Here is a 26,105-nt window from a genome sequence, read left to right as displayed (position 1 = left end):
TCTGTAAACAAGAACGGACGGACGCACCGTTTTCGGTGCGTCCGTCCGCTTGTATCAGGGTCTGGGAAAATTAGAGTGCCGGACCGTTGCCGGCACCGCCCTGCCAGAGGGCATCGAACGGGGTGTGGGAGGAGACCCGGTTCCGGATCCCTTCGGTGACGAAGGCCTTGGCGGTGCGGGCGGCTTCGAGCGGCGTCGCGCCCTTGGCCAGTTCGGCAGTGATCGCCGCGGCGAGCGTGCAGCCTGCACCGCTGACGGCTACTTCACCGACCTTCGGTGCACGCAGCACCTCCATGGTCTGGCCGTCATAGAAAACGTCGACGGCGTCGTCGCCTTCCAGCCGCACCCCACCCTTGGCCAGCACGACGGCGCCGGAGGCTTCATGGATTCGGCGGGCGGCTTCCTGCAGGTCCTCGACTGTGTCGATGGAATCCATGCCGGAGAGGGACATGGATTCGAAGTGGTTCGGGGTTACGAAGGTGGCCAGCGGAAGGATCTGGGCCTTGAGCGCCTGGTCGGTGTCCAGTGCGGCTCCCGGTTCCTGTCCCTTGCAGATCAGGACCGGGTCCAGCACGATGTTCTTCCAGTCCTGGCTCTGGAGCGCCTTCGCGACGGTGTCGATGGTTGCGGGCGTGCCGAGCATGCCGATCTTCACGGTTTCCAGGTCATAGGCCGTCTGGATGGCTTCGAGCTGGTCCGCGATGACCTGCGCATCCACCGGAACGAAGCGGTGGTTCCAGTTGTCCTTCGGGTTGAAGGAAACAATGCAGGTCAGGGCGGCGATGCCGTACGTGCCCAGTTCCTGGAAGGTTTTGAGGTCTGCCTGAGCGCCCGCTCCGCCGGTGGCTTCCGATCCGGCAATGGTGAGTGTGACGGCCGGTGCCGAGTGTGTGTGTGAAGACATGTTTCCATCTTCTACCCTGAGCGGGGCGGGTCGCCACCTGCGACGCGGCCGGACCGCAACGCGTCAGGCGCGGATGTCCATCAGGCGCCACACGGCAAGGCGTCCGATGGCCGCAGAGAAACCGATCGCGAGGGCCATCAGCAGCGGCACCCCGACGGATCCGGCGATCAGCCCGATGACCAGCCAGGCCAGCAGGGCAGGCACCACGAAGAACGCGAGAACGTGCAGCCACTGGTTAGGAATGCTCCGCAGCAGCAGCCCCAGTGCCAGTCCCACCGGTGCCGCCGTGAGCAGCCCGAGCCCTCCGGCATAGAAGGCCGCGATCACGATGATCCACAGATAGCCCCAGAAATCGCGGGAAGTTCCCCAGCCGATCGCAATGGTGGCCATCGCGGCCACGAGCAGGCTGGCGATCGCGTAGCCGGTGACAAACGCGATCGGTCCGAAGGTCACGCGCGGGGTCAGGATTATGCGCCCTTTCGGCGCGCGGGTGCCGCTGGATATGCCGGCCGGATCGACGCCGTCGTCGTCCGCAGTTTCAGTCATGTGATCGCGCTCCTCGCAGCAGCTTCACCACATCTTCCACAATATTCCGGACAACCGGTAGACGGGAGAGGATCACCAGCTTGGCGACCAGCGGAGCGGTGTTCGCCACCAGCCGCCGGGAGCGGACCTGCCCGGGCGAGGAATCGTAGACCCAGAACAGGGTGACACCCATGTGCACCAGCCACAGCAGCTCCGGCAAATCATCCCGGATAGCCAGCGGCGGCTGCGGCCGGGCGGTCTGGACGGCCTGCCGGTAGACGGCAATCGACTTGCCGCGGGCGACCTGGGCTGCATCCGGGGCTGGGGGCGGGGCTGGAACCGGCGCTGCCGCCGACGGCGCACCCGGCGCTGCCGCCGACGCCGCATCCGGCGCTGTGCCACGGGCGTAGCGGGTGCCGCCCGGAACCGGCAGGGCGGCGTTTTTCAGGAACTGGTGGCCCAGCCCGTGGTACGGCGACAGCACCTCGAGGTTGGCCAGCAGGATCACGCGGAGGTGCTCACCGAGGTTGTGTCCCTCGCGCAGCAGCGGCAGCGCGGCGGACCGGTGTTCGTCCTGCAGCGAGCGGTAGAGCTCAGCCACGAGCGCGTCTTTGGACTCGAAGTAGTAGTAAGCGTTCCCGACCGAGACGCCGGCGGCTTCGGCGATGCCGCGCATGGTGGTGCGTTCGTATCCCTGTGCGCGGAAAAGCGCTGTTGCGGTCTCGACCAGCCGTTGCCGGGTGGTTTCGCTCTTTGCCCCGGCGGCCATCGAACTCCTGTTCCTACTTCGTCATCGAAGATTAGAACACAGTTTTGAACAGGTTCAGAATTGTGACGCGGCCTGCGAATGCCCGGCTGTGTTGGGGCCCGGCAGGCCCGAGGGGAGCGAAACATGGCAGAATGAACGCTGGTCCTTTGGACCGCCCGGGACAGCGGGCAAGTGCTAATACAGCCGGCGAAAGCTCAGGCGAACCACTAACCGAACGGGATTACCCATGTCTTCATCCACCCCGGGCGCTGCCCTCCAGGCGCCGCAGGCGCCCAGTTATGCCTCGCGTGGCAGCTCCCATTACGACCTGATTCTCACCCTCATGTGCGTGGTGATCATCATCTCCAATATCGGGGCTACCAAGGGCGTGGTCCTCGGCCCGATTTTCGGGGACTTCAGCATTGTCACCGACGGCGGTTTCTTCCTCTTTCCGCTGGCCTACATCCTCGGCGACGTCATCAGTGAGGTGTACGGCTTCAAGGCGGCCCGGCGTGCCATCTTCATGGGCTTTGCGATGGCCGCGTTCGCCGTGCTGGCGTTTGCTGTGATCATCGCACTGCCAGGGTTCGACGACGACTACGGGCTGGAGAAGCAGGCGGCACTAGAGGCGGCGCTTGGGCCGGTCTGGCAGATTGTGGTGGCCTCGCTGCTGGGCTTCCTGGCCGGGCAGCTGCTGAATTCGCTGGTCCTCACCCGGATGAAGGCCAAGTTCAAGGAACGTGCGCTTGCCGGCCGGCTGATGGCCTCCACTGGTGCAGGCGAGTTTGCGGACACCCTGATTTTCTGTGCGATTGCCGCACCTGTGATCGGCATCAGCGATCCCGGGCAGTTCGTGAACTACGTGATCTTCGGCTTTGTGTACAAGACCGCGGTCGAGTTCCTCTTCGTTCCGGTGACCTCTGCCGTGATTAAGGCGATCAAGAAGCGCGAACCGACGTACGGTCAGGTCGCCGCTTAGCTGAGCTGAGCTGAGGGCTGCCGGACGGCGACCAGCGCCGCTGGGCTTCGCGCCCGGCGGCGGGGTCCGGCCAACGCGCAGCCCTGGCCTGCAACCCGCACCCTGCGGTGCGGCCTTCCCGAGGTTCCGCCCGGCCTGCCAAACGCTGCCCGGCACAGCCGGGCCGACACGGTTTCCCAGTCTTTGTAAACGGGTGTGGCTGGTGGGACCACACCAGTCACGGGAGGTTACGAACAGTGGGAACCCGTGTCATCGTCGGGCCGTTCTGGGTGCCTGCGGCGGGGGTGCAGGTATGCCCCGGCAGCGCAGTTTCCCAGTGAGTGTGTCCGATGTGGCGGGAGTGACCTCACTGGCAACACTGCACACACTCAGTGGGAAACGGGGGCGGAATGTTGCGCAGTTGGCAGTGGGAATCTGGGGGCTGCCGAGCCCCGCAGCCCCGCCCAGATCTCCCGCTTAGCTGTAGTACTTGCCCAGGACCTCGTCCTTGAACTCGAAGAACGTGCCGTCCTCGATGGCCAGCCGGGCGTCGTCGACCAGTTTCACGGTGAAGCGCTCGTTGTGGATGGAGATCAGCGTGTGGCTGACCATCTCGTTGGCCTTGAACAGGTGCTGGATGTACGCGCGGGAGTAGTTGGCGCAGGCGTAGCAGTCGCAGCCGTCCACCAATGGACCGAAGTCGCGCTTGAACTTGGCGTTGGACAGGTTTTTCCGGCCGTAGGGCGTGTAAAACGCCGAGTTGCGGGCCACCCGGGTGGGCGAAACGCAGTCGAAGGTGTCCGCGCCGTTTTCGATGGCCGTGAAAATGTCGTCCGGCTCGGAGATGCCAAGCAGGTGCCGGGGTTTGTCTTCCGGGAGCTCTTCGGTGCACCAGCGGACAATTGTGCCGAGGTTTTCCTTCTCCAGCGCCCCGCCGATGCCGAAGCCGTCAAAGTCCATGGCCCCGAGGTCCCGTGAGGCCTTGCGGCGCAGGTCCTCATACTGGGCGCCCTGGAGCACGCCGAACAAGGCCTGATACGGCCGGTGCGATCGTTCCTCAGTGAGGCGGCGGTGCTCGATGATGCAGCGTTCGGCCCAAAGCCGGGTGCGTTCCAGCGACCGTTCCTGGTAGCCCCGCGAGTTCAGCAGGGTGGTCAGCTCATCGAACGCGAACATGATGTCGGCACCGATTTTGTGCTGGACCTGCATTGAGATCTCCGGGGTGAAGCGGTGTTTGTCCCCGTTGAGGTGAGATTTGAACCACACGCCGTCGTCGTCAATGTGGGCCAGGCGTTCCTTGCCGGGCGCGACGTCGTCATCCGCGCCGGTGGCGTGGGTGGTGCCGTCGGCGTTCATGTTGATGACCTTCTTGAACCCGGCGCCCAGGCTCATGACCTGGAATCCGCCGGAGTCAGTGAAGGTTGGCCCGGACCAGTTCATGAACTTGCCGAGCCCGCCGGCTTCGTCCAGGATGTCAGCGCCGGGCTGCAGATAGAGGTGGTAGGCGTTGGCCAGCACCGCCTGGGCGCCCAGCTCAGCTACGGATTCGGGCAGAACCGCCTTGACCGTGGCCTTGGTGCCCACGGCAATAAATGCCGGGGTCTGGATTTCGCCGTGCGGAGTGGAGATGGTGCCGGTGCGGCCCTGGAACTCACCGCCGTTGGCCTGGGTGCGGGACGCGGAGTCGGGAGTGGTTTCGCGCAGGCGCTTACCGAGGGCAAAGGAAAAACCAGTGGAGGACACCCTTCCATTTTGCCCTACCCGGGCAGCGGGCTGGTCAAACCAGCCGGGAACCCGGCCAGCCGGGCGAGCGTACAGTTGTTGGGGGATTTCCTGCCCCCGCCCGCCCCTTATCCGGGCGCCACCCTTCGCCGGGGAACCGCACCGTCCAGGGGAACCACCCCGTCCAATGAAAGGCTCTTCCACACCCTTGAAGTACCTGCGTGAAATGTTCAGCATGGCCCCGGCCCACAATGACCACCACGTGGGGATCCGCTGCGGCATCGGTGTTGCCGTCCCGCTGCTGACGCTGCTGGCCTTTGGGCGGATTGACCTGGCCATTTACGCGTCGTTCGGTGCCTTCACCGGAATCTACGGCCGCAATGAGCCGCACCGGCAGCGCTTCGGGCACCAGCTCCGGGCCGGAGTCCTGATGCTGGCGGTGATACTGGCCGGTGCGCTGTCCTCCCGGCTTGGCCTGGATGCCTGGGGAATCGTCCTGGGCACCACCGTGGTCGCGGGCCTGGGCACGCTGGCCACCGGTTTCTGGCGGCTGCGCCCCGCCGGATCCCTGTTCCACATCTTCGCGTATGCCGCGATTTCCTCGGTGCCGAACCAGCCGCCGGTCTGGCAGGCCATGGCCGTGGCCGCTGCGACCGTCAGCTTCGCCATTCTGCTGGGACTCTCCGCCATGCTCTGGCCCAGGTACCGGACCGACTGGGTGCGGCCGGTCCACCCGCGGTTCTCCGCCGCGCAGCGCCGGGCTGTCTGGCACGACGCCGCGCTGTACGCGGTTGCTGCCGCGGCGGCCGGGTCCGTGGCCTCAGCCCTGGGGATCGGCCACAACTACTGGGCGATGGTGGCGGCAACCGTACCTCTGGCCGGAGCGACGCTGCGCAACCGGATCCACCGCGGGCTGCAGCGGCTGCTGGGAACCTTCGGCGGGCTGCTGGTTACCGCCGCCATTCTGCTGGCCGCGCTCGCGCCCTGGCAGCTGGTCCTGGTCATCGCGGTGCTGCAGTTCGGGGCCGAGATGTTCATCGCCCGCCAGTACGCCCTGGCACAGGTGGTCATCACGCCGCTGGCTCTGATCAGCACGGAACTCGCTCATCCCAGCGACCCGGCCATCCTCATCCAGGACCGGGCCGTGGAAACCGTGATTGGCGCCGTCGTCGGTATGGCTTTGGTGCTGCTGGTGCATTGGCACACCACCCGGCTGCAGGCCCGGCAGGCCCTGGTCAACAAAAGTATCCGGGCTTAGCGCTCCGGCTGAATCCTCCGGTGGAACCCTCCCAGACTCAGATCCCAGCCCAGGGATCCCAGCTTAGAGATCCAGGTTCAGCCCGCGGATGGCGCTGAGCTCGTTGCGGATCCGGCGCTGGAGTTCAGCGTCGCTGTAGGCTTCCGATCCGCCGTGGGCGCGCAGGTAGAGCAGGGTATTCAACCGAAGGACGCGCCAGTCACGTTCGCTCTGCTCATCGCCGGCTTCGGCCGCCCGCTGGACCTCCCGGTCATAGAGGTTCGGTTCGTTGAGCTGGCGCTGCAGCAGTTCCGCGGAGAGCTTGGCCTTGAGCGGATCGGATTCGGCGTGATCGCCGGCCCGCACCGCCTGAGCGTAAGCGCCGGATGCCTCCAGATCGCCGGCGTCATGGGTGATGTGCGCGGCCAGGGACAGGGCGCCCTGGATCCAGTTCCACCGCCCGTAGTTGCCGTCGAATCCCAGGCCGGTGATCAGGCCGCAGACCGCCAGTGCGTTGTCTGCGTCGCCAAGGTCCACGTAGAGGGTGTGTGCCAGGTCCCGGACATCCTGAAGGTTGCTGCCGGCCTTCACATTCAAGCCGCGGCTAAGGCGGGTGATGAGTTCCTTGACCGTGCGGTCGTCCGGGTGGGCGGCCTGGGCAGCCGCCAGCACCGCGGCGTAGGTTTCCTCATCCGTGGGGACGCTGCGCACGGCTTCGGAGGCGTTCTGCTCCGGCGCCGGAGCAGCCACACGCACCGCGGACCCGAAGGCGATGCGCAGCGTACCGCCGTCTTCCAGCTCAACGAGCACCAGGGCGGGGGTGCCGAAGTCGTCCTCCTCGATGCGCACGCCCGTCAACGGTGCCAGGGTCAGCTCATCCAGCACCAGTTTTTGCCCCGGAACGAGCAATTCGGCATTGACCCGGAAGGCATACGTATCCGGCACACTCTCTGACATGGCTGTTCCCTTTGCGGTTGGAGCATCGGCCCCCAGTATATAAAGACTTGGTAACGCCTTACCGGCCCCAGCCGGCTGAGGCGAGTGCCTGGCGCAGCAGGTCGCCGCGGCCGCCGGAAAACTCCGCGTACACCGCCGGGCTCAGCGCTTCCTCCGGAGTGAGCCAGGACAGTTCCAGCGCGTCCTGGCGTGGATCGCATTCACCCGTGACAGGGATCAGGTAGGCCAGTGCGACGGCGTGCTGGCGCTCGTCGGTCAGACCGGTCTGCGAGGGGGAGGGGAAATACTCCGCGACGGTAAAGGGGGCCAGGCTCGGCGGCAGCTGCGGCAGCGCCATGGGGCCGAGGTCCTTTTCCAAGTGGCGCAGCAGCGCTGCGCGGATCGTTTCGCGGTACATAACCCGGCCGGAGACGAAGCTGCGCACCATCTGCCCTTCCGGGGTCGCCTGCAGCAGCAGACCCACCTCGGTGACGTACCCCAGCGGATCGCACCGGACCGGCACGGCTTCCACATAAACCATGGGGAGCCGCTGTCTGGCTTCGTGCAGGTCCTCCTCCGAAAGCCAGCCGGGATACGGGTCAGGAGTGCGTACGTTCATACGAGTGTTCTACCGCAAAGCCGCGGCGGGAGTCATTCGACGCGCTCCGCTTCGGCCAAGGGCTGAACTGCCTCCTAGCCTTTCAGCCGGTACCGCCGGGGCCTAGGATTAGCGCATGAAGCCCGAGCTCCCGGAACTGCTGCTCCCTGATGCAGCAGCATGGCGGGACTGGCTGGAAGAACATCATTTGCTCTCCGCCGGCGTCTGGCTCGTCATCGGGAAACAGGGCGGCAGCGCCACGGCCCTGACCCGGCAAAGCGCGCTCGACGAAGCGCTGTGCTTCGGCTGGATCGACGGGCAGGCCGCCCGCCGGGACGAGGAAACCTACCTCCAGCGCTACACCCGGCGTGGACCGCGCAGCATGTGGTCGCTGCGGAACGTGGGGCATATCGGCAGGCTGGAGGCGGCAGGCCGGATGCGCCCGTCGGGACGCGACGCCGTCGATTCGGCGAAAGCAGACGGGCGCTGGGACGCGGCTTACGCAGGCCCGGCGGATACTGAGGTGCCGCAGGACCTGCTGGACGCCATCGCTGCCAATGAGCGGGCGCAGCAGATGTTCAATGTGCTCTCCTCGCAGAACCGCTTTGCCCTGGCTTCCCGGCTCGGCCGGCTCAGGACGCAGGCAGCACGGGAGCGGAACATCGCGGGCTTCGTGGAGATGCTCAGCCGCAGAGAGACGTTCTATCCGCAGAAGCAATTCCCCGACTAGGAGTCCACCATGTGCCGGCTTTTCGGAATGCATGCAGGTCCTGCCCCTGTCAGCGCGACGTTCTGGCTGCTGACAGCGCCGGACAGCCTCGCGGAACAGAGCCGCAGAATGGCGGATGGTTTCGGGCTGGGGGTTTTCAACCCGGAGGGCCAGGCTGTGGTGGATAAGGCGCCGATTGCCGCTTACGAGGACCGCGCGTATGCGGCCGCGGCCCGTCAGCTGCGGGGCACCACGTTCATCGCCCACGTGCGGTATGCCAGCACCGGGGGCGACACCGCGGTGAACACGCATCCGTTCCTGCAGGATGACCGCCTGCTGGCCCACAACGGGGTGGTGGAGGATCTGGATCAGCTGGATGACCGGCTGCGGCAGCTTGAGGTTATGGACCTCGTTAAAGGCCAAACGGACAGTGAACGGGTCTTCGCGCTGATCACCGGGATTGCGCGGCAGAACGGCGGTGATATGGGGGCGGCGATCGAGGAGGCGCTGAGCTGGATCGCACAGAACCTTCGCCTGTATGCGGTGAATCTGGTGCTGACGACGGCGACGGATCTTTGGGCGGTGCGCTACCCGGATACCCATCCGCTGTACGTCCTGCAGGAGGGCTCCGATTCGCCCCACCACGGCAAGCACACCACCCGGATCAGCGTGAAGAGCGACGAGATGGAGCAGAACCAGGTACCCGCGCTGCTGGTGGCGACCGAGCGGATGGATGAGAATCCCAACTGGCGCCTGCTGGACGCCGGCGAGGTGCTGCATGTGGACCGGGACCTGGCCGTCCAGCGGTCATTCCCGCTTCCGGAACATCCCCAGCACCTGCTCACGCTCGCGGATCTGGATCCCCACGCCGCCGCCTCGCAGCACCCGCTGAAGGTGTCCTGAGCTGCAGCGGTTTTAGGCGGATTCCTCCCCCTCGGCCGGACCGGTGTCCAGCCGGGCCACCCGCACGGAGGCTTCCAGCACCATCCAGGCCTGGAGCTGGGTGGAGAGTTCGACGCCGGCTCCCGCCGGGTAGCTTTCGTCTGCCGTCCGGCGCGGATCGGCGGAAAAGACGGCGAGGTTGTTCCGGGTGGCGCGGCCTTTCCACAGTCTCTCCGCCAGTTCAGTGACCAGGGTGCCCGCCAGGTGCCGGGTCTGCAGGTCCAGGGTGGGTGCTGCGGCGGCCTCGGCGAGGTAACGGCAGAGGATGCCGGTGAAAAGCCCGCCATCACCACTGCCATGGGTGCGCAGCAGCGGGGCATCGTCGTCGTACCCAGCATCGTCGTCGTACACCAAATGGGCGGCCGTGGCCTGGACCAGCTCCGTGGCCCGGGCCAAGTTGGCGGGACCGCCAAGCTCCAGCAGCGCACCCAGGACCGGGCCCTGGTTGTAGGTGTAAACCGGGGTCTCCACCAGCAGCCGGGTACCCTCCATCCGCACGCCGTCGAAATAGAGTCCCGTGTCCGGGTCCAGCAGGACCGTGTTGAGCCAGTCGATGAGCGCCTGCGCGCGGTCGCGGTCCCCGCCGCGGGCGAAGAAGAGGGCGGCCGGAGCGGTTGCCGGGGTGTTCTTGAACGTCCGGCTGCGGTCCCAGAACAGTCCGCCGCCAAAATCCTGGGTGTGGGCTGAGCGGAGCGCCGATCCCAGGGACTCCCGCAGCCGCTGGTGCCGCGGTTTCGTGCCGCGCGGCGGGCCCGGAAGGGAGTCCACGCGCAGGGATGCCAGGGCGAGCCAGGCCATGTCATCGTAGAAGTTGTTGGTGATGCGGCCGCCGTTGCGCAGCCGGATGGTGCGGATCAGGACATCCGCCAACCGGATCGGATCAACGTCGGAGAAGCCCTTTCCGGAGAGCGTGGCCCGGCTGCGCAGACCGGTATCCACCAGCAGATCGACATAGTGGGCCTGCCACCAGTAGTGCCACGGGCCGGCTCCGCGCGGCAGGGGGTGCGGGGCGCGGACAGCGCCAAGGTGCGTGCCAGGGAGGTTGAACAGGCGGCCGCCGAAAGCAGTGGTGACCGACTGGGCTGCCGTATCGGCGCGCAGTTCGGCGTTGCGGACAGTCTGTGCGGCAGGCATGCGAACCACCCTAGACCCGCGGGCGCGCGCCGTCACGGTGACCGGGCTCCGGATTACCCGTTCACGGGATGCGGGGTGCTGCGCGTCACAGTAGGCTCGTGGGACCGCACGCGCATCCGCGCACCCAGATTCCAGGAGGACAGATGCAGTTATCCGGCGCTTCGGCCATTGTCACGGGAGCAGCATCGGGGCTCGGACGGGCCACCGCCCGCCGTCTGATCGATGCCGGCGCCGAGGTGGTGCTGGTTGACCTGCCGCAGTCCGGCGGGCTGGCGTATGCCGGTGAGCTGGGGGACAACGCCCACTTTGTCCCGGGCGATGTCACAGACCCGGCACAGATGCAGGGCGCGGTGGAAGCTGCCATGGCCGCGGCGCCGCTGCGGGTGGCGGTCAACTGCGCCGGCATCGGGACGCCGGGCAAGGTCCTGGGCCGGAACGGCGTCCTCCCGCTGGAGGATTTCACCCGCGTGATCCAGGTGAACCTGATCGGCACCTTCAACGTGACCCGGCTGGCCGCTGCCGCTATGGCGGAAACCAGTCCGGTAACGGACGACGGCGGAACCTCCGAGCGCGGAGTCATCGTCAACACGGCGTCGGTGGCGGCCTTCGACGGGCAGATCGGGCAGCCTGCCTACGCCGCGTCCAAGGGCGGAGTGGCCGCGATGACCCTGCCGCTGGCGAGGGAGCTTGCACGGCACCAGATCCGGGTGATGACCATTGCGCCGGGTATTTTCGAGACGCCGATGATGGCTGGCCTGCCGCAGGACGCCCAGGATTCGCTCGCGGCGCAGATTCCGCACCCCTCCAGGCTCGGCCGCCCGGACGAGTATGCCTCCCTGGTCAGTCACATCATCGCCAACCCCATGCTGAACGGCGAAACCATCCGGCTGGACGGCGCCATCCGGATGGGGCCGAAATAGGGGTGTGCTGATGCTTCCGGACGCTGATTTCTTCTCCTTCGAACAGCTCCTGAGTTCGGAGGAAGCGGCCAAGCTGGCCCAGCTGCGCACGTTCCTGGCAGCGGAAGTCACCCCGCACGCGGTGCGCTGGTGGAACGAGGAGCGGTTTCCCACTGAGCTGCTGCCCGGGCTGGCCGGGCTGGAACTCTCCACACCGGTGCAGCGCGGCTACAGCCCGCTCTTCGCCGGCCTGGTGATCGCCGAGATGACCCGGGCCGACACCTCGATCGCCACCTTCTTTATGGTCCACCACGACCTCTTTGTGGAAGGCCTGCACGCCTTCGGTTCCGCCGCCCAGAAGGAGCGGCTGCTGGCGGATGCGCAGGCTTTGCGGATCACCGGAGCCTTCGCACTGACGGAACCGGACCACGGTTCCGATGTCGCCGGGGGTATGGCCACCACAGCGGTGCGCGACGGCGGCACCTGGATCCTCAACGGCACCAAGCGCTGGATCGGCAACGGGACGTTCTGCGACTGGATGCTGCTCTGGGCCCGGGAACCGGCCACCGGGAAGGTACGCGGGTTCCTCCTCGACGCCTCGCTGCCCGGGATAAAGCGGTCCCGGATCGAACACAAAACAGCGTTGCGGACCGTGCAGAACGCGGACATTGAACTCACCGAGGTCCGGGTTCCCGAAGCGGAGCGGCTGGCCGGGATCGACAGTTTCGAGGACACCAAGCACCTGCTGCGCGGGTCGCGGATTATGGTGGGCTGGCAGGCGGTGGGCCAGCAGCTGGCGGCTTTCGACGTCGCCCGGGCCTACGCCGTCGAACGCCAACAGTTCGGCCGGCGGCTGGCAGGTTTCCAGCTGGTGCAGGAGCAGCTGGTGCGGATGCTGGGCAATGCCGTGGCATCCACCGGGATGCTCGCGCGGGTGACAGAACTGGAGCAGGGCGGGTACGGCGGTCCTGGTCCCGGAGCTGACGGCGGTCCTGGCGGCGGCGGAGGAACCGACGGTATGGCGCGTGCGGCGTTGGCGAAGTCCTATGCCAGCAGGCTGATGCGCGAAACCGTGTCCCTGGGGCGGGGCCTGCTGGGCGGCAACGGAATCGTCACCGATTACCGGATGGCGAAGATCTTTGCCGATGCCGAGGCCATCTACACCTATGAGGGGTCCTATGAGATCAACAGCCTCATCACCGGACGGGAGATCACCGGAATTTCGGCACTTCGCTGATCCGGGTCCCGGAAACTAGCTTCCCTGCACCTGTGAACCCGCAAGGTGGGCGATGTTGGTGATTGCCTCGAACCAATCCGCCGGGGACAGCTCCACATCCTGGAGGCCGCCGTCGGCGCTCAGCCGCAGGAGGAGGTCCTCCAGAGCCATGCCGACGATCCCCACAAGGAGTTTCGCCTCCCGCCGGGCCGGGCCGGCGCTCGCCTGCCTTTCCGGGTGGGCCTCGAGCCAGCCTCCCGCCACGTCCGCAAGATCATCGAACACCTGGGTCAGCGGACCGCGCACCAGGATCTGCGTCTCCGGATGCTCCTGCATCAGCTGGTAGCGCTTTCCTGCCACCTCCGGGTTGACCGATGTCCGTTCGATAACGGACATCACCACGCCGAGCAGCGCTGAGGAGAGGGGAAGGCCCTCAGCTGCGTCGAGCATCGCCCCGACCTCTCCGGGGACCAGCCTGGGGTAGGGGCGGCCGAAGATGGCGGCCTCCAGCGAAGGCATGTAGTTGAAGAAGGTGCTGCGCGACACCTGGGCCCGGGCACAGATCTTTGCCACGGTGACCGACTCGAGGCCGGATTCCAGGGCAATTTCAATGCCCGCCAGCTCGATGGCGGTCTCGGTTTGGCGCTTCTTTCGTTCCCGTAAACCTTCTGGCTTCAAAACTAACCCCAACCTGGTGGGGTCCACCTCCTCATAGATCACATCTGTTGACTGGCGCGTTAATCAGGCTAACCATACTCCCGCGCCGCCCGCGGGTTTTCCAAGCTGCCGGAGAGCTGCGGCCCGCCGTACGGATCGCTGAGGCGCACCTCTGCCGGTTGTTGTGATGCTGCTGCGGGGCCAGGCAGGTGGGTGCGAAAGCCGGTGTGCACGGGAGCGAGGGTATGACTTCACGGTTCGGTCCTCAGTAGGCTTAGTATCGAGAGATGACGCTTCCCGCGTCCCGATCGAAAGGTGCGACCCTGATGACTGAACAGAACCCGGACCACAGCGACAACCCGGCCCTGGCTGATGATCTGGAAGCGGTAGTGACACCTGACGAGGTGTCGATCATTTCAGGCGAGGACCTGCTGGACGAGGATGACCTCATGGCAGAAGAGGCGCTTTCCTACCCCGGCGCCGCGGAGGACAATCCAGACGCCTGGCAGGACGACCCGCTGATCAACGAGGAACCGCTCGCCGGCCAGCCCGGCGCGGAGTCGGACCAGACCCTGCGCGATGAGACCCGCGAGGAACGCTACGAAGAGGGCGATTCGCAGATCCCGCCGGATGAACCCACCATCGGCGAAGCGGCCCGCGACGTCGACTTCGGGGATCCGAGCGTCGATCCGATGGAAGACGGCAGCGACGATCCGGCGCACGGCGGCGGCGATCCGCTTTCCTCTTTCGATCCGGAGGACCAGGAACTCTAGGCGGGACGCCGGTCGGGACTGGGGTCTGGGCCCTGGACCGGACTCTGGGGTGCGTGGCCGGGCGGGCGCGCGGTCATGCAGGAGCGCGGCCACGCAGCCGCTCCAGCGGCGCTACCCGGGGCCGGGAGGCCGCCGTCGCGGTCTAACGTTGGAGGATGCCTTCCTTCCGAATCCAGCTGAACATCCTTGGGCTGCGGCCCGGCAATCCGCCGGAGGCCGTCATGGACGCCGCCGTTGAGGCCTTGGAGGCGAGCCACCATGTGGAGGCGAACCAGCTGGACATAGTGTCGGGCGTTCCACGGATCACCCTCCGGTTTATGGTTCCAGCCAACGAATACGGAGTCGAGAACTCGCAGGCACGGCGGGCTGCCATGAATATGCGGCACGCCGTCGAGCAGGTGGCTAGGTGCGAGCAGCTCCGGGTGCTTCGCCGGCAGCGGGGACGCTGGACTCCGCTTTGAGCTGCTGGCGGTCTGCCAGCCTGCCGGCATGGTCCACCTGATGCCGTCGTGAGCTCGCTGAAACGATGATGAGGAAGGCTGCGGTAAATGCGCCCACTGCGGGCCACACTGCGGCCGGGTCCTCCAGCAGGCGGGCACTGCCCATCCAGCTGAGCCCCCACACCACGGTAAGGGCGACGGACAGGTGCCCGCGGTCCGTCATGCAGACGGTCGTGACACCGACGACCACAGAAACCAGAGCGATAAAGGTCCATGCTTCCGGACCCCACCCTCCGACGTCGGCTCCGTCCTGGACAAGCCAGCCACCCAGCGAGGCGAGCAGCGCAAGGACGGAAACGCCAAGAAAAACCCCGGCGGGCACATCAGTGACAAGGTGTTCGGTGCGGGTTGACGGCGGCCAGCCATTAATCATGTGGATCACGGCTAGGCCTGCCAGAACCTGAACCATTGCAATCCAGGTGGCGGCAGCAGGACTTCCTCCTGCTGCGGCCCAGATCCAAAGAGCTCCCAGTACGACGGCGGTAATCGCCGCCCAGCCTGTCCAGCCGTGGCGCGGATTCAGACGCTGCGAGGGCAGCCACTGGTAGACCGCATAGGCGAGGGCTCCTGTGAAAACCGGCAGCCATGCGGCCCACACGAGGGGAACTGCAGCCAGGAGCGACCCGGATTGGTCGAGGAATCCTGGACCGGCGGGTAAGGCCGGATAGCCGTTGGGGTCTTGGGTCATGAAATACACGGAGGCGGCGGAGCCGGCGGTCACGACTGTGACGGCGACACGGCGGACCGTGCCGACGAAGCTGCTGCTGCTGCTGGATGCCCTGTCCTGGTTCGGCAGCCATGCCTGTAGATCTGTCCACAGAGTGCGTGAGGGTCTGCGAACGTCGGCAGCGGACGGGGCTGTGCCGGGGTCAGGTCCGCCCGCGTCCTGGCCTCCTGTGCCTGGTCTTCCCGTGTCTGGTCCTCTCGTCCCCGGGAGGCCGGCAGCTAGTCCTCTGGCGCGTGGTCCTTTCGTGTCTGGTTCTCCGGTGTCTGGGTGTCGGGCAGCTGGTCCTCCGGTGTCTGGGAAGTCGGCAGCTTGTCCTAGTGCACCCGGTCCTCCAACGCCCGGGAGATCGGCAGCTTGTCTTCTGGCGCCCGGGAAGTCGGCAGTTTGTCCTAGTGCGCCCGGTCCTCCAATACCCCCGATGCCCGGCCCTCCAACGCCCGGGAGATCGGTGGCGGAGTTTCCGGTTGCGGGCGTAGCCTGCAGCCGCCTGTGCTGCACGGTTGGCGGGTCAGCTGGAGGTGGCGAGGGAGCCAGCGGAGGAACGAAGGCCGGCCGAGCTGATCCGGATCGTTTGGCTGGACGGCCCGACCGGGCCGGTTTGATTGACCCGGCTGACCCGGCTGAGGTCCCTGGCCCGGCTGACTCGGCTGCTGCAGAGGAGGGGCGGCCCCCCGCTGGAGTGTCCTTGGCGCCTGCCAGCGTCGTGCTGGCGACCTGTCCGGTCTGTGTGCCAGCCGTCGTTGGTGCAGCCCCGTTGGGAACTCGTGCCGTCGTACCCTTGGTGGTTGCCGGCGCGTTGGTGGCCTGTCCCGTCTGCGGGCCAGCCGTCGTTGGTGCATCCCCGTTGGGAACTCGCGCCGTCGTACCCGTGGTGGCTGCCGGCGTCGTGCTGGTGGCGGGTGCTGTCTGTGCGTTGGCTGGCGTTGGCGCGGCCCCGCCAGGTGCCAGCCCTTGCGTCGGTGGCCGTGCGGGCACTGAAGGGTCGCGATGCATGCCGGATTCCTTAGGTCGACTGTGACGGCCCGGTCATGCCGTCCGGGCAGGTGGCCCTCAGCCTACCTCCGAGGTCAAGAGGTCGCGTGCTGCTCAGACAGCCGTCAGCGCAGCGGTTAGCGCTGCGGAAGGTTCGTTGGGTAGGCGTCGAGGGTCAGCTGGCTTCGGTATTCCACGGGCTCGCGGGTGAGCGGGTCGGTGAATCTGACCGAACGGGCCAGCAGCTGCATCGGCCGGCTGTAGTCATCAGGTGCCTGTTCCAGCAGGACGGGGTAGAAGGGGTCGTTCAGGATGCCGATTCCCAGCGACGCCATGTGAACGCGCAGCTGATGCGTCTTGCCCGTATGGGGCAACAACCGGTAGCGGCCGATCCCGCCAGATTCCTCGATGAGCTCCACCCGGGTCTCCGCGTTTGGCTCTCCGGGGACTTCCTGGGCCAGGAGATAGGTCCGTGACTTCACCATTCGGCTGCGGACAACCAGCGGGAGATCGAGATCCGCACGGACCGGTGCGACCGCCTCATATTCCTTTTCGATGCGTCGCTTCTCGAACATGACCTGGTACTTGCCGCGGGTCTCCGGATTCGTTGAAAACAGGAGGACTCCGGCGGTCATCCGGTCCAGCCGGTGCATGGGGATCAGATCGGGGATGCCGAGGGCGACGCGCAGGCGGATCAGGGCAGATTCGGCAACGTACATTCCACCCGGTGTGGTGGGCAGGAAGTGCGGCTTGTCGACGACGAGCAGGTTTTCATCCTGATGCAGAATGCTGATCTCGACCGGCAGCCGCACTTCCGGTGGCAGCTCGCGGTAGTACCAGATGAAGGTGTGCTCGTTCAGCGGGGTAGTCCGGGACAGCGGTATTCCGCCGATTCCGACGACTTCGCCACGGTCGAACCGCTTGATAATCCCCTCCGGATCCACGTGCCCGAAGCGGTCCAGCACGTAGTCCATGGCAGTCTCCCAGGACCCTTCTTCAGGCAGCCGAAGCCTGGTGGCATTGACTCCGTTGCGGACGGGAAGAGGGGATTGCATCACCCTTCTAGGGTACCGGCGCAGGTGGGTCTGTACTCCGGTCTGCACTCCGGAACGGTGATGGGGGGGGCGGGGGCTGGCTGGCTATGGCTATTGCTTGGGCGCTGTAGCTGCTGCTAGCTACGCCGGACCGATCTGCCGTCGCTAGAACGGAGGAGGGTCAGAGTCTGATGGGGTGGCTGTGGATTGGGGGCTGCAGCTTCCGCTCGCTTGCCGGTTGGGACCATAGTGCAACTGGGGAGACGTTTGATAGATCCGCCCCAATGGAGAGATCCACTCGAGGAATCCAGGTTCTTTCTGCCGGGCTCTCCAGAACCCAAGAGTCTTGTATCGATGGTGCTTGGGGCAGAGGTGGGCGAGATTGCCGTGCTCTGTGAGGCCGCCGCTGGCCCAGGGGTGGGTGTGGTCGATCTCGGTACGTGCTGGACTAACTCCACAGCCCGGAAAGCGGCAGGTTCCGTCCCGGGCCTGAAGCCAGCGTTTGAGTCCGGCCGGAATTTTTCGGCGCCGACCTACCGCCAGAATCTCCCCGGTCGATGGGTCCTGAACCAAGCCGGTCCAGTGCAGCGCCTGCCTTGCCAGCCGACGCCCGGCCTCGGCGGAGATGGGGCCAACGCCGTTGAGCTCGGCGCAGTGTTCGTTGTCTCCGAACAGGGTTTCTGCGCTGATGAGGACCATAATTTCCGCCTTGATCCCGGCGGTGTCATCCCATTCGGTAATTGTGTTGGGGAAACCTGCGGCACCCGGGAGATATCCGTCTGTGGAGGACTCACCGGCTGCGGGGCACCTTCCAACCACCGGGGAGCTCCCGGTCCCGGGGTAGCCTTCGTCCGCCGGGGAGTTCCCTGCCCCTGGCCAGCCTTCGCCGGGTTGGAAGCCTCCGGTCTCAGATAAACCAGTCGACGAAGGCGCTGGCATCGCTGGCTGTTTCGAATCCGGGGCCCAACTGTCACCGGCTGGTGGAGTTCCGCTGGAGTGGAGCATCAGGGAAGTGAAGATGTCCGCGCGCAGCTGGTCCAGGGTCCGTGGGTCGCCCGCCTTCCGCTCACCTTGTGCGGCAAGGGTCAGAGCAGTGTAAATCGCCTGCCCCTTTTCCGCCGCGATGCGGGCACAGAATTCGCCCATTCCATCCGCGGCGGGGTCGAAGCTCACACGTCGCTTGTCCAGTGCTGTGCGGTGACGGGCAGAGATGGTCTCAGGCCAACGCCGCTCCCGCAGACGGCGCGCGGTTCGGGTGAACTGCGCGCAAGTCCTTCCCTCAGCGGCAGACAACAGTTCAGCCTCGAAGTCAGGAGCCTGAGCTCTGGGAATGTTCTGGAGCTGGTCCAGCACCGCACGGGCATGGCGGTGACTAATGTGTCCGTGTGAAAGCGCAGCCAGCGTTGCAGTCCGGTCAGTGCAGAGTTGGGAGGCGTCGCTAACAAGCTGCAGGGCGCTCATATGCGGAATGTTCAGTACAGCGCCAGCCTCAGCTGCTGTCAGCGACATCGCGAGGCCCTCGTCTGGCTGCTGAAGGGAGCCCTCCACTTCTTCGGCAATCAAAGCCTCCAACCTGTGTACAACCCTGGTCTGTTGAGCCTTGGCCCAGCTGGCCAGCGCTGCCAGTCGGGCGAGGACCGTTCCGGCTTCTTCCGGATCCAATGTCTCTGGGGAGATGAGGGAGACTGCACCGTGGAAGGGGGAGGCATCGTTCGATGTCGACGATGCTGAGAACGTATCCAAACATGACAACCGGCCCTCTGAATTCGGCCTGGAACCCGTATCGGAACCGCAAGGATTGGAGCGGCCGGAATTTGAGCCGCAGGCATCAGACATCGCTTCGAAGAGCCGGTCTTCAGAAGGAGCGGTGGGTGTCATGCCTCAAGGCTTCCACCTATGGCGGCACGGCCAAAGCAAAATTAGCCATTGTGGAGGGATGGTCGCTACGGGAAAACGGTCAAAATTACTTAGTTTTGGATGGGTTATCCACAGAACGGGTTCTGGTGTTTGACACCGGTCGTCCACTTGCTCCGCCCAAGTGCCGTCCGCGCTCGGCTGGGCGAGGCTCGCCCGGCTGCGGGAGGGCTGCCTCCGCACAGCTCCGCATTCGGTCCGGCTCCGCTCGGCCGCGCTCGGCCCGCCACACACGGCCTGGCACACACGGCCCGCCACACACGGCCTGGCACACACGGCCTGGCTACGCTCGGCCCGCCTCACATGGCCTGGCTACGCTCGGCCCGCCTCACATGGCCTGGCTCCGCTCGGCCCGCCATGCACGGCCGGGTTCCGCCGGCCCGCCCGCGCTCGGCCCGCCCGCGCTAGGCCGGGCTCCGCCGCACGCCCACACGGTCCGCTCACACACGGCCGGCATCTCTACCTAGATCCCGCTCTGCCCGGCCACCCGGCTACTCCACCCGGCCGCTCCGCCCGGCTACTCCACCCGCGGCTGGCAGCGAGGGCAGAAATACAGGTCGCGAAGCTCGAGTTCGTTGTCGCCAACAAGCTCATGGACGACTCCGGTGCCGCAGCGCAGACATCCGCGCTTCTCCCGGTTGTAGACCCACAACGGGTCCCGCCCGGTCGACATGCCCGTAGTGATCCGCCTCGAGCGGGCCTTGTTCGCTTCCAAAAGCCGCTTGGAAAGATCGACCAGCCGAGCCAAATCTGGAACCTGGGCAACCGGAGTCAATGGATGCACCCCAATAAGAAAGCAAAGCTCGCACCGGTAGACATTGCCCAGCCCGGCGAGGTTCCGCTGGTCCAACAGCGCCAGACCAACCGGCCGCTCCGGAACGGAACCCAGCCGCCGGAGCGCTTCATCGGCATCCCAATCCGGTCCCAGCAAGTCAGGACCCAAATACCCGACGGCCTCCTCCTCACCGCTGCGCGGGAAGACCCGAAGAATCCCGAGCTCGAAGCCAACCGCCTGCCGGATGGCAGTTTCCAGCACCGCACGGGCTTTGAACGCAGGACGGCGCCACCGCTCGCCCCGCGCATAAACGTGCCAAAGCCCTTCCATCTTCAGATGGGAATGGACCGTCCACCCCTCAGCTTCAGCTTCCTCCGGAGCCACACGGATCAGCAGGTGCTTCCCGCGCGAAACCACTTCCTCCACGATCCGCCCGCTGAGATCGGTGGTCGCGAAGCGCGGAACACGGAAATCAGTACGCGTGAGCTCCGCCCCGGCCAATGCGGCATTCAAGTCCCGCGCTGCCCGCCAGACAGTATCCCCCTCAGGCACTGGGCCTCCTGCCCGACGGCGGTAGGCCGGGGGTGTGGGCTCCGTGCTGTGGGCGGGCCGCATTAGCAGAGGCAGGGGGCCCCCTGCGCGACGGCGGCAAATCGGGGGTGTGGGTTCCGCACTGTGGGTGGGCCGCATTAGCAGAGCCAAGGGGCCTCCCGCCCGAGGGCGGGACCTGCGCAGCCGCTTCAGCACCAGCGCGAGCAGCAGTTCCAGCCCCAGCAGCCCCAACCCCAGGACCCCCAACAGTGCAGACACGGGTCACCCCAACGCGCCGCAGTCCATCTACGCAACGCCGTCCACCTACAAACCGCAGCACACCTACGCGCCGCAGCACCCCAACACACCGCCGTCCTCCAACGCGCCGCAGTCCACCTACACACCGCAGTCTGCCTGCACAATTCAGCTCAGACACGGTACCGCAGCCCCTTCGGCGTCGAATAGAACCCCGCGGCCATCAGCGCCGTAGCCACAGGAGTGTCCAGGATGTCCACACCGTTCGCCTTCTCCACAGCCATCTTCTCCGCAGCACCCCGCCGGATAATGTCCACCAGTGCAGCCGCGGCAAGCAGGAGCGTCTCGGCGTCGTCTGTATATGCAAGCAGGGTCTTGCCGCCGCGCTCCACATAAAGGACTAGGCCGCCGTCGACCATCACCACCAGAGCACCGGCTTTCCGTCCGGGACGATGGCCGCCCTCCGAGGCTGGCCACGGCAGCGCCGCCCCATACGGATTCGCCGGATCGGTCGCGGCCAGAGCCACCGCCTGCGGCTCCGGAACGGCCAGCTGGTTCTCGCGCGAGAAGGACCGGAGCCGGTCCACTGTGGCAGGGACAGCGAACTGCGCCGCACCAAGCTGCTCGATGAAATACCCGCGCCGGCAGCGGCCCATCTCCTCCAACCGGGCCAGCACCTTGTACAGCAGGCCGAAACCGCCCGGAACACCTTCGCTCATTACGGATCCGCGGGTGAGGATCCCGTACCTGTCCATGAGCAGCTCGGCCGTGGCATGCGCGTGAATGGTGGTATCCGCCTCCACCGGCGGCAGCAGGCTCCATCGGCCAGCGACAAGCGGCTGCGGACCCCGCGCCGGCTGCCCGGTTGAACCCCGCCCGGCTGGACCCTGCGCCGACGAACCGTGCGCCGGCGAATCCTGCCCGCCGGCGAGCCGCAGCGAAGACGAACTCAGGCTGCCGCGCGGCATCCGGCCCAATCGGCCCAAACGCGCAGTCCGCGCCCGGGGCGTCGTCGCCCGCTGTTTGTGCGCCGTCTTTCCGCCCGCGAGCAGCGACCGCACCGGAGTAAACGTGTCGTTTGTGATCCTTCCGGCCCAAACCAGTTCCCACAGCGCGGAAATGATCTCCGAATCCGGCAGCAACGCACCGCCGTCCTGCACCGGGGCAGCGTGAAGAACCTCGCGGTTCAGGCCCTCGGCGAGCTGCCGGAAGAAGAACGCACCGGTTCCGGAGAGCAGCTCCAGCAGCCTGGACTGGAGGTCGGTGGGTGTGAAATCAGGCTCGGGGTTCAGCGTCAGCGGAGCATTTTCGGCCAGATGCAGGGCAATCCAGCCGTCATTCCCCGGCAGCGACCCCGTACCGGACCAAATGACCTCGCCCGTCGCCGTGAGTTCGTCAAGCATCCCCGGCGCGTAATCCCGGACCCGCGACCCAAGAATGAGCGGCTCCCACGCGGACGCCGGAATAGGCACCCCGGAGAGCTGGTCGATCACGGTCACGACGCCGTCGAGCCCCCGCAGCGAAGACCCCACGTTCTGCCACGCAGGCAGGAAACGCCCGTAGGTTGGCGGGTCCACGGGTTCGACGTCGGAACGCAGTGCAGCGAGCGACCGGCGCCTCAGCCGGCGCAGCACCTCCGCGTCGCACCACTCGGACCCGGCGGGAGCGCCAGGCACGGTGACGGTGGCCGGCGGGGTCTGGTCGGCGCCGGCGGCTGCGTCGAGAATCAGGGCTTCGGTGGGGCGGAACTCGCCCTCAGCGACCCGGCCCTCGCCTGCCAGCCGCTGCAGCGTAGTGGTGACGACGGCGACCCCCAGCCCCAGCCGGGCCGCTGCTTCCGCTGCGGTGAACGGACCGTGCGTGCGGGCGTAACGGCCAACCAAATCGCCCAGCGGATCCGGCACCGGTTCCACAAAGGCCAGCGGAACCCCCATCGGCAGCGGCACGCCGAGCGCGTCACGAAGCCGGGCAGCATCCTCAATCGCGGCGTACCGCTGGGTTCCGGCGATACCGGCCAGCAGGGCCCGGTTTGCGCGGACGAGTTCCTGCAGCAGCCCGGCAGCTTCGGCCTCGGTGGCGTGCGCTGCGCTGTCCGGTACGGCATCCGGAGCTTCAGCACCCTCGGCAGCCGCCCCAGACGCCCCAGCCGCCCCAGACGCCAGCGGCTCCAGCCGCAAAGCGACCTCCGCAGCAGTCAGCGGCCCGAGCAGACGCAGCAGATCCGCCACGCCCTCGACTCCGCGGGCCCGGCGGTCCGGCGCGAGTCTCTGCAGTTCGGCCTCGGTCTGCGCGATGATCCGCGCGTCCAGCAGTTCGCGCAGTTCCGCCCGGCCCAGCAGCTCGTTCAGCAGCGTCGGGTCCAGGGACAGGGCCGCCGCGCGGCGTTCGGCGAGCGGTGAATCGCCCTCGTAGAGGAACGCGCCCACGTAGCCGAAAAGCAGCGACCGCGCGAAGGGCGACGGCTGCGGCGTGGTGGTCTCCACGAGCCGGATTTCGCGGCGTTCGACGGCTGCGGCCAGGTCCTTGAGCGCCGGCAGGTCGTAAACGTCCTGGAGGCATTCCCGCACCGTTTCCAGCACGATCGGGAAGGTGGGGAACTTCCGGGCGACATCGAGCAGCTGGGCGGAGCGCTGGCGCTGCTGCCAGAGCGGGGTGCGTTTTGCAGGGTTCTGCCGCGGGAGCAGCAGGGCCCGGGCCGCACACTCGCGGAACCGCGAGGCGAACAGTGCCGACCCGCCGACCTCGGCAGTGACAATCGCTTCCAGCTCATCGGGTTCAAAGAGGAACAGCTCCGCGCCGGGCGGTTCGTCCTCCATGAGAGGCACCCGCAGCACAATGCCGTCGTCGGAGGCCATGGCGGAGCCGTCCAAACCGTAGCGCTGCTGCAGCCGGGCCCCGACCGCCAGCGCCCAGGGCGCGTGCACGGGCATCCCGAACGGGCTGTGGAGGACTACCCGCCAGTCGCCAAGCTCATCATGGAAGCGCTCTATGACCAGGGTCCGGTCACTCGGGACCACCTCGGTGGCCAGCTGCTGCTCGCGGAGGTAGGCCACCAGGTTCCCGGCGGCCCATTCATCGAGCCCGACGGCGGCCAGCCGTTCCCGGGCCACCGGATCGGAGGAGCCGGCCATTTCCCGGACGAACTTCCCCAGCGCCCGGCCCAGCTCCACCGGCCGGCCCTGCGAATCGCCGCGCCAGAACGGCAGCTTGCCCGGCTGGCCGAAGGCGGGGGAGACCAGCACCCGGTCATGGGTGATGTCCTCAATCCGCCAGCTGGTGGCGCCGAGGGCGAACACATCGCCGACCCGGGACTCGTAGACCATTTCCTCATCGAGTTCCCCGACCCGGCGGCTGTTCTTCCCCTCGGAATCACCCACCAGATAAACACCGAACAGCCCGCGGTCCGGAATGGTTCCGCCCGAGGTGACGGCCAGCCGCTGCGCCCCGGGACGCCCGGTGATGGTGTTCTCCGTCCGGTCCCAGATGATCCGGGGCCGCAGCTCGGCGAACTCATCAGACGGGTAGCGTCCGGCTAACAGATCAAGTGTTGCGTCGAATGCGGAGCGCGGCAGTCCGGCAAAGGGCGCGGAACTGCGCACGACGTCGAACCACTCCTCCACATCGATGGTTCCGAGGGCGGTGGCTGCGACGGTCTGCTGCGCCAGGATGTCCAGCGGATTGGCCGGAATGAAGAGTGGTTCGATCTGCCCGGCAAGCATCCGTTCCACCGTGACGGCGGAGTTCAGCAGGTCACCGCGGTGTTTGGGGAACATCACGCCCTGCGAGATCTCGCCCACCTGGTGTCCGGCGCGGCCCACACGCTGCAGGCCGCTGGCCACCGAGGGTGGGGATTCGACCTGCACCACCAGGTCCACGGCACCCATGTCGATGCCCAGCTCCAGCGAACTGGTTGCCACCACGCAGCGCAGCCGGCCGGATTTCAGGTCGTCCTCGATCAGCGCCCGCTGGTCCTTGGACACCGAGCCATGGTGGGCGCGCGCAAGGAGCGGGGCAGTCTCATCGAGGGCAGCGTCATCGACGGCTGTGCCTCCAGCGGCGGTGCCTTTAGCTGCGGTGCCACCAACGGCAGTGCTACCAGCGGCAGTGCCTCCGACGGCTGTGCCTCCAGCTGCCCCGCCTCGATGGCCGGAGTCCTGCCGGCGGGTGCGTATGGAGACACCGGCCTGCGCCATCAGCTGCGCCGGGACGCGGCCGGGCGCAACCTGGTCAGCCGCAGCGGGCCCAGGAACGCCGTCGGTTCCGGTGGCAGCCTGCGCGGCCTCCAGCCGGTACGCGTGGATTTCGTTGAGCCGGGCGGTGAGCCGTTCGGCCAGCCGCCGGGAGTTGGCGAAAACGATGGTGGAGCGGTTCGCCTCGATCAGGTCGGCAATCTTCTCCTCCACATGCGGCCAGATGCTGGCCTGCGGAGCGAAACCGCCCTCCACAGTGTCCTGGGCCGGAGTGTTACCGAGGTCCGTCATGTCCTCCACAGGGACTGTGACGGTGAGGTTCCAGTTCTTTTTGGACTTCGGAGCGACGACCTTCACGGGGGCATTGCCGCCCAGGAACCGGGCCACGGTCTCCTGGGGCTCAACGGTCGCCGAAAGGCCGATCCGCTGCACCGGCTTCTCCAGCAGGGCATCCAGCCGGGCCAGGGAAACCGCAAGATGCGCCCCGCGCTTGGTGCCGGCGACGGCGTGAACCTCGTCCACAATCACGGTGTCCACTTCGGAGAGCGTTTCCCGTGCCTGGGAGGTGAGCATCAGGAACAGGGACTCCGGCGTGGTGATCAGGATGTCCGGCGGCCGGGTCAGCAGGGCGCGGCGCTCGTTCTGCGGGGTGTCCCCGGAACGGACACCCACGGTGATGGACGGTGCCGGCAGCCCGAGCCGCTTGGCGGTCTGCGTGATGCCGATCAGGGGTGCCCGGAGGTTCCGCTCCACGTCCACGCCGAGGGCCTTCAGCGGGGAAATGTACAGGACCTTGGTTTTGCGCTTGGGCACCCGGGAACGTCCCCGCGGGCCGGCGTCGTCGGTCAGGGTTTCCTGATGCGGTGCCGAGGCTGCCGCGGCGATGAACCGGTCCAGTGACCAGAGGAAGGCAGCCAGGGTCTTGCCGGAACCGGTGGGAGCGATCACCAGGGCATTGGACCCGCTGGACACGGCGTCCCATGCGCCGACCTGCGCAGGGGTGGGCTCGGTGAAGGCGCCCTGGAACCAGTCCCGGGTGGCGGGGGTGAACTTCGAAAGCACCGAGGCGGCCGACGTCATGCCCCCATTCTTCCCCACACCGGTGACACTGCGGAGCAGAGTGCGGCTAGTACTGCACAGCGCCTACTGCCTGCGCGGCAATGGCGGCCTCAAAGTCTGACCTCTTTGGCTGGAGTGTAGGTCAGACGTCCAGCTGGGACGCGGCGCCTGGCGGCGCACCGAGCACGAG

Annotated in this window: 21 protein-coding genes; 8 read left to right on the top strand and 13 right to left on the bottom strand. The window is 66.8% G+C overall.

Annotated elements, in window-relative coordinates; translation table 11 throughout:
• Positions 1–70 precede the first annotated feature (70 nt).
• The 3 genes from thiD to H9638_RS13670 all read right to left on the bottom strand — a co-directional run bounded on the left by thiD (position 71) and on the right by H9638_RS13670 (position 2,198).
• Positions 71–904: a bifunctional hydroxymethylpyrimidine kinase/phosphomethylpyrimidine kinase gene (gene thiD / locus H9638_RS13680; RefSeq protein WP_191748225.1), complete on the bottom strand. Its 834-nt coding sequence runs from the start codon at positions 902–904 to the stop codon at positions 71–73.
• A gap of 63 nt (positions 905–967) precedes the next feature.
• A complete protein-coding gene (locus H9638_RS13675) occupies positions 968–1,450 on the bottom strand; it encodes a hypothetical protein (protein WP_191748223.1) in 483 nt (160 codons plus the stop codon).
• On the bottom strand, positions 1,443–2,198 hold the full coding sequence (locus H9638_RS13670; RefSeq protein ID WP_191748221.1) for a TetR/AcrR family transcriptional regulator: 756 nt from the start codon (positions 2,196–2,198) through the stop codon (positions 1,443–1,445). The genes H9638_RS13675 and H9638_RS13670 overlap by 8 nt, the downstream gene beginning before the upstream one ends.
• A 226-nt stretch (positions 2,199–2,424) precedes the next feature.
• Between H9638_RS13670 and H9638_RS13665 the strand changes: the two genes are divergently transcribed.
• Entirely contained in the window at positions 2,425–3,156 is a 732-nt protein-coding gene (locus H9638_RS13665) for a queuosine precursor transporter (protein ID WP_191748213.1), read from the top strand.
• Positions 3,157–3,612: 456 nt separating this feature from the next.
• On the opposite strand, the gene tgt is transcribed toward H9638_RS13665, so the two are convergent.
• A complete protein-coding gene (gene tgt, locus H9638_RS13660; protein ID WP_191748211.1) occupies positions 3,613–4,878 on the bottom strand; it encodes a tRNA guanosine(34) transglycosylase Tgt in 1,266 nt (421 codons plus the stop codon).
• 166 nt (positions 4,879–5,044) lie between these two features.
• On the opposite strand from tgt, the gene H9638_RS13655 reads away from it, so the two are divergent.
• Positions 5,045–6,115 carry an FUSC family protein gene (locus H9638_RS13655; RefSeq protein WP_225217410.1) on the top strand — a complete coding sequence of 357 codons (1,071 nt, stop codon included), beginning with the start codon at positions 5,045–5,047 and terminating at the stop codon, positions 6,113–6,115.
• Between the two features lie 63 nt (positions 6,116–6,178).
• Here H9638_RS13655 and H9638_RS13650 read toward each other — a convergent pair whose 3' ends face one another.
• Entirely contained in the window at positions 6,179–7,051 is an 873-nt protein-coding gene (locus H9638_RS13650) for a DUF6707 family protein (protein ID WP_191748209.1), read from the bottom strand.
• Positions 7,052–7,109: 58 nt separating this feature from the next.
• Positions 7,110–7,649 (bottom strand): NUDIX hydrolase family protein, encoded by a 540-nt coding sequence (locus tag H9638_RS13645; RefSeq protein ID WP_191748207.1) that lies wholly within the window; start codon positions 7,647–7,649, stop codon positions 7,110–7,112.
• 115 nt (positions 7,650–7,764) lie between these two features.
• On the opposite strand from H9638_RS13645, the gene H9638_RS13640 reads away from it, so the two are divergent.
• Positions 7,765–8,358 (top strand): YdeI/OmpD-associated family protein, encoded by a 594-nt coding sequence (locus H9638_RS13640; protein ID WP_191748205.1) that lies wholly within the window; start codon positions 7,765–7,767, stop codon positions 8,356–8,358.
• Positions 8,359–8,367: 9 nt separating this feature from the next.
• A complete protein-coding gene (locus H9638_RS13635; protein WP_191748203.1) occupies positions 8,368–9,240 on the top strand; it encodes a class II glutamine amidotransferase in 873 nt (290 codons plus the stop codon).
• 12 nt (positions 9,241–9,252) lie between these two features.
• On the opposite strand, the gene H9638_RS13630 is transcribed toward H9638_RS13635, so the two are convergent.
• Positions 9,253–10,413, bottom strand: a complete 1,161-nt coding sequence (locus tag H9638_RS13630; protein ID WP_191748201.1) for a glycoside hydrolase family 76 protein — start codon at positions 10,411–10,413, stop codon at positions 9,253–9,255.
• A gap of 143 nt (positions 10,414–10,556) precedes the next feature.
• Between H9638_RS13630 and H9638_RS13625 the strand changes: the two genes are divergently transcribed.
• Both H9638_RS13625 and H9638_RS13620 read left to right on the top strand, forming a co-directional pair.
• Positions 10,557–11,333: a 3-hydroxyacyl-CoA dehydrogenase gene (locus H9638_RS13625; RefSeq protein ID WP_191748199.1), complete on the top strand. Its 777-nt coding sequence runs from the start codon at positions 10,557–10,559 to the stop codon at positions 11,331–11,333.
• A 10-nt stretch (positions 11,334–11,343) separates the two neighbouring features.
• Complete coding sequence (locus tag H9638_RS13620) at positions 11,344–12,549, top strand: acyl-CoA dehydrogenase family protein (RefSeq protein ID WP_191748196.1); 1,206 nt, start codon at positions 11,344–11,346, stop codon at positions 12,547–12,549.
• 15 nt (positions 12,550–12,564) lie between these two features.
• On the opposite strand, the gene H9638_RS13615 is transcribed toward H9638_RS13620, so the two are convergent.
• Complete coding sequence (locus tag H9638_RS13615) at positions 12,565–13,206, bottom strand: TetR/AcrR family transcriptional regulator (RefSeq protein ID WP_191748195.1); 642 nt, start codon at positions 13,204–13,206, stop codon at positions 12,565–12,567.
• A 305-nt stretch (positions 13,207–13,511) separates the two neighbouring features.
• Between H9638_RS13615 and H9638_RS13610 the strand changes: the two genes are divergently transcribed.
• Together H9638_RS13610 and H9638_RS13605 are read left to right on the top strand one after the other, a co-directional pair.
• On the top strand, positions 13,512–13,958 hold the full coding sequence (locus H9638_RS13610) for a hypothetical protein (RefSeq protein WP_191748193.1): 447 nt from the start codon (positions 13,512–13,514) through the stop codon (positions 13,956–13,958).
• Positions 13,959–14,113: 155 nt separating this feature from the next.
• Positions 14,114–14,419 carry a hypothetical protein gene (locus tag H9638_RS13605; protein WP_191748191.1) on the top strand — a complete coding sequence of 102 codons (306 nt, stop codon included), beginning with the start codon at positions 14,114–14,116 and terminating at the stop codon, positions 14,417–14,419.
• Here H9638_RS13605 and H9638_RS13600 read toward each other — a convergent pair.
• The 5 genes from H9638_RS13600 to H9638_RS13580 all read right to left on the bottom strand — a co-directional run bounded on the left by H9638_RS13600 (position 14,361) and on the right by H9638_RS13580 (position 25,936).
• Positions 14,361–15,146 carry a hypothetical protein gene (locus H9638_RS13600; protein WP_191748189.1) on the bottom strand — a complete coding sequence of 262 codons (786 nt, stop codon included), beginning with the start codon at positions 15,144–15,146 and terminating at the stop codon, positions 14,361–14,363. The genes H9638_RS13605 and H9638_RS13600 overlap by 59 nt on opposite strands.
• Positions 15,147–16,294: 1,148 nt before the next feature.
• Positions 16,295–17,212 carry an RluA family pseudouridine synthase gene (locus H9638_RS13595; protein ID WP_191748315.1) on the bottom strand — a complete coding sequence of 306 codons (918 nt, stop codon included), beginning with the start codon at positions 17,210–17,212 and terminating at the stop codon, positions 16,295–16,297.
• A gap of 144 nt (positions 17,213–17,356) precedes the next feature.
• Positions 17,357–19,069, bottom strand: a complete 1,713-nt coding sequence (locus H9638_RS13590) for an HNH endonuclease signature motif containing protein (RefSeq protein ID WP_191748187.1) — start codon at positions 19,067–19,069, stop codon at positions 17,357–17,359.
• A gap of 553 nt (positions 19,070–19,622) precedes the next feature.
• Entirely contained in the window at positions 19,623–20,432 is an 810-nt protein-coding gene (locus H9638_RS13585) for an Fpg/Nei family DNA glycosylase (RefSeq protein WP_191748185.1), read from the bottom strand.
• Positions 20,433–20,839: 407 nt separating this feature from the next.
• A complete protein-coding gene (locus H9638_RS13580) occupies positions 20,840–25,936 on the bottom strand; it encodes a DNA glycosylase AlkZ-like family protein (protein ID WP_191748183.1) in 5,097 nt (1,698 codons plus the stop codon).
• Positions 25,937–26,105 lie beyond the last annotated feature (169 nt).

Origin of the sequence: Arthrobacter pullicola (assembly GCF_014836875.1) — a bacterium.
GTDB lineage: Bacteria > Actinomycetota > Actinomycetes > Actinomycetales > Micrococcaceae > Arthrobacter_B > Arthrobacter_B pullicola.
This window is presented reverse-complemented; position numbering and strand designations above follow the sequence as displayed.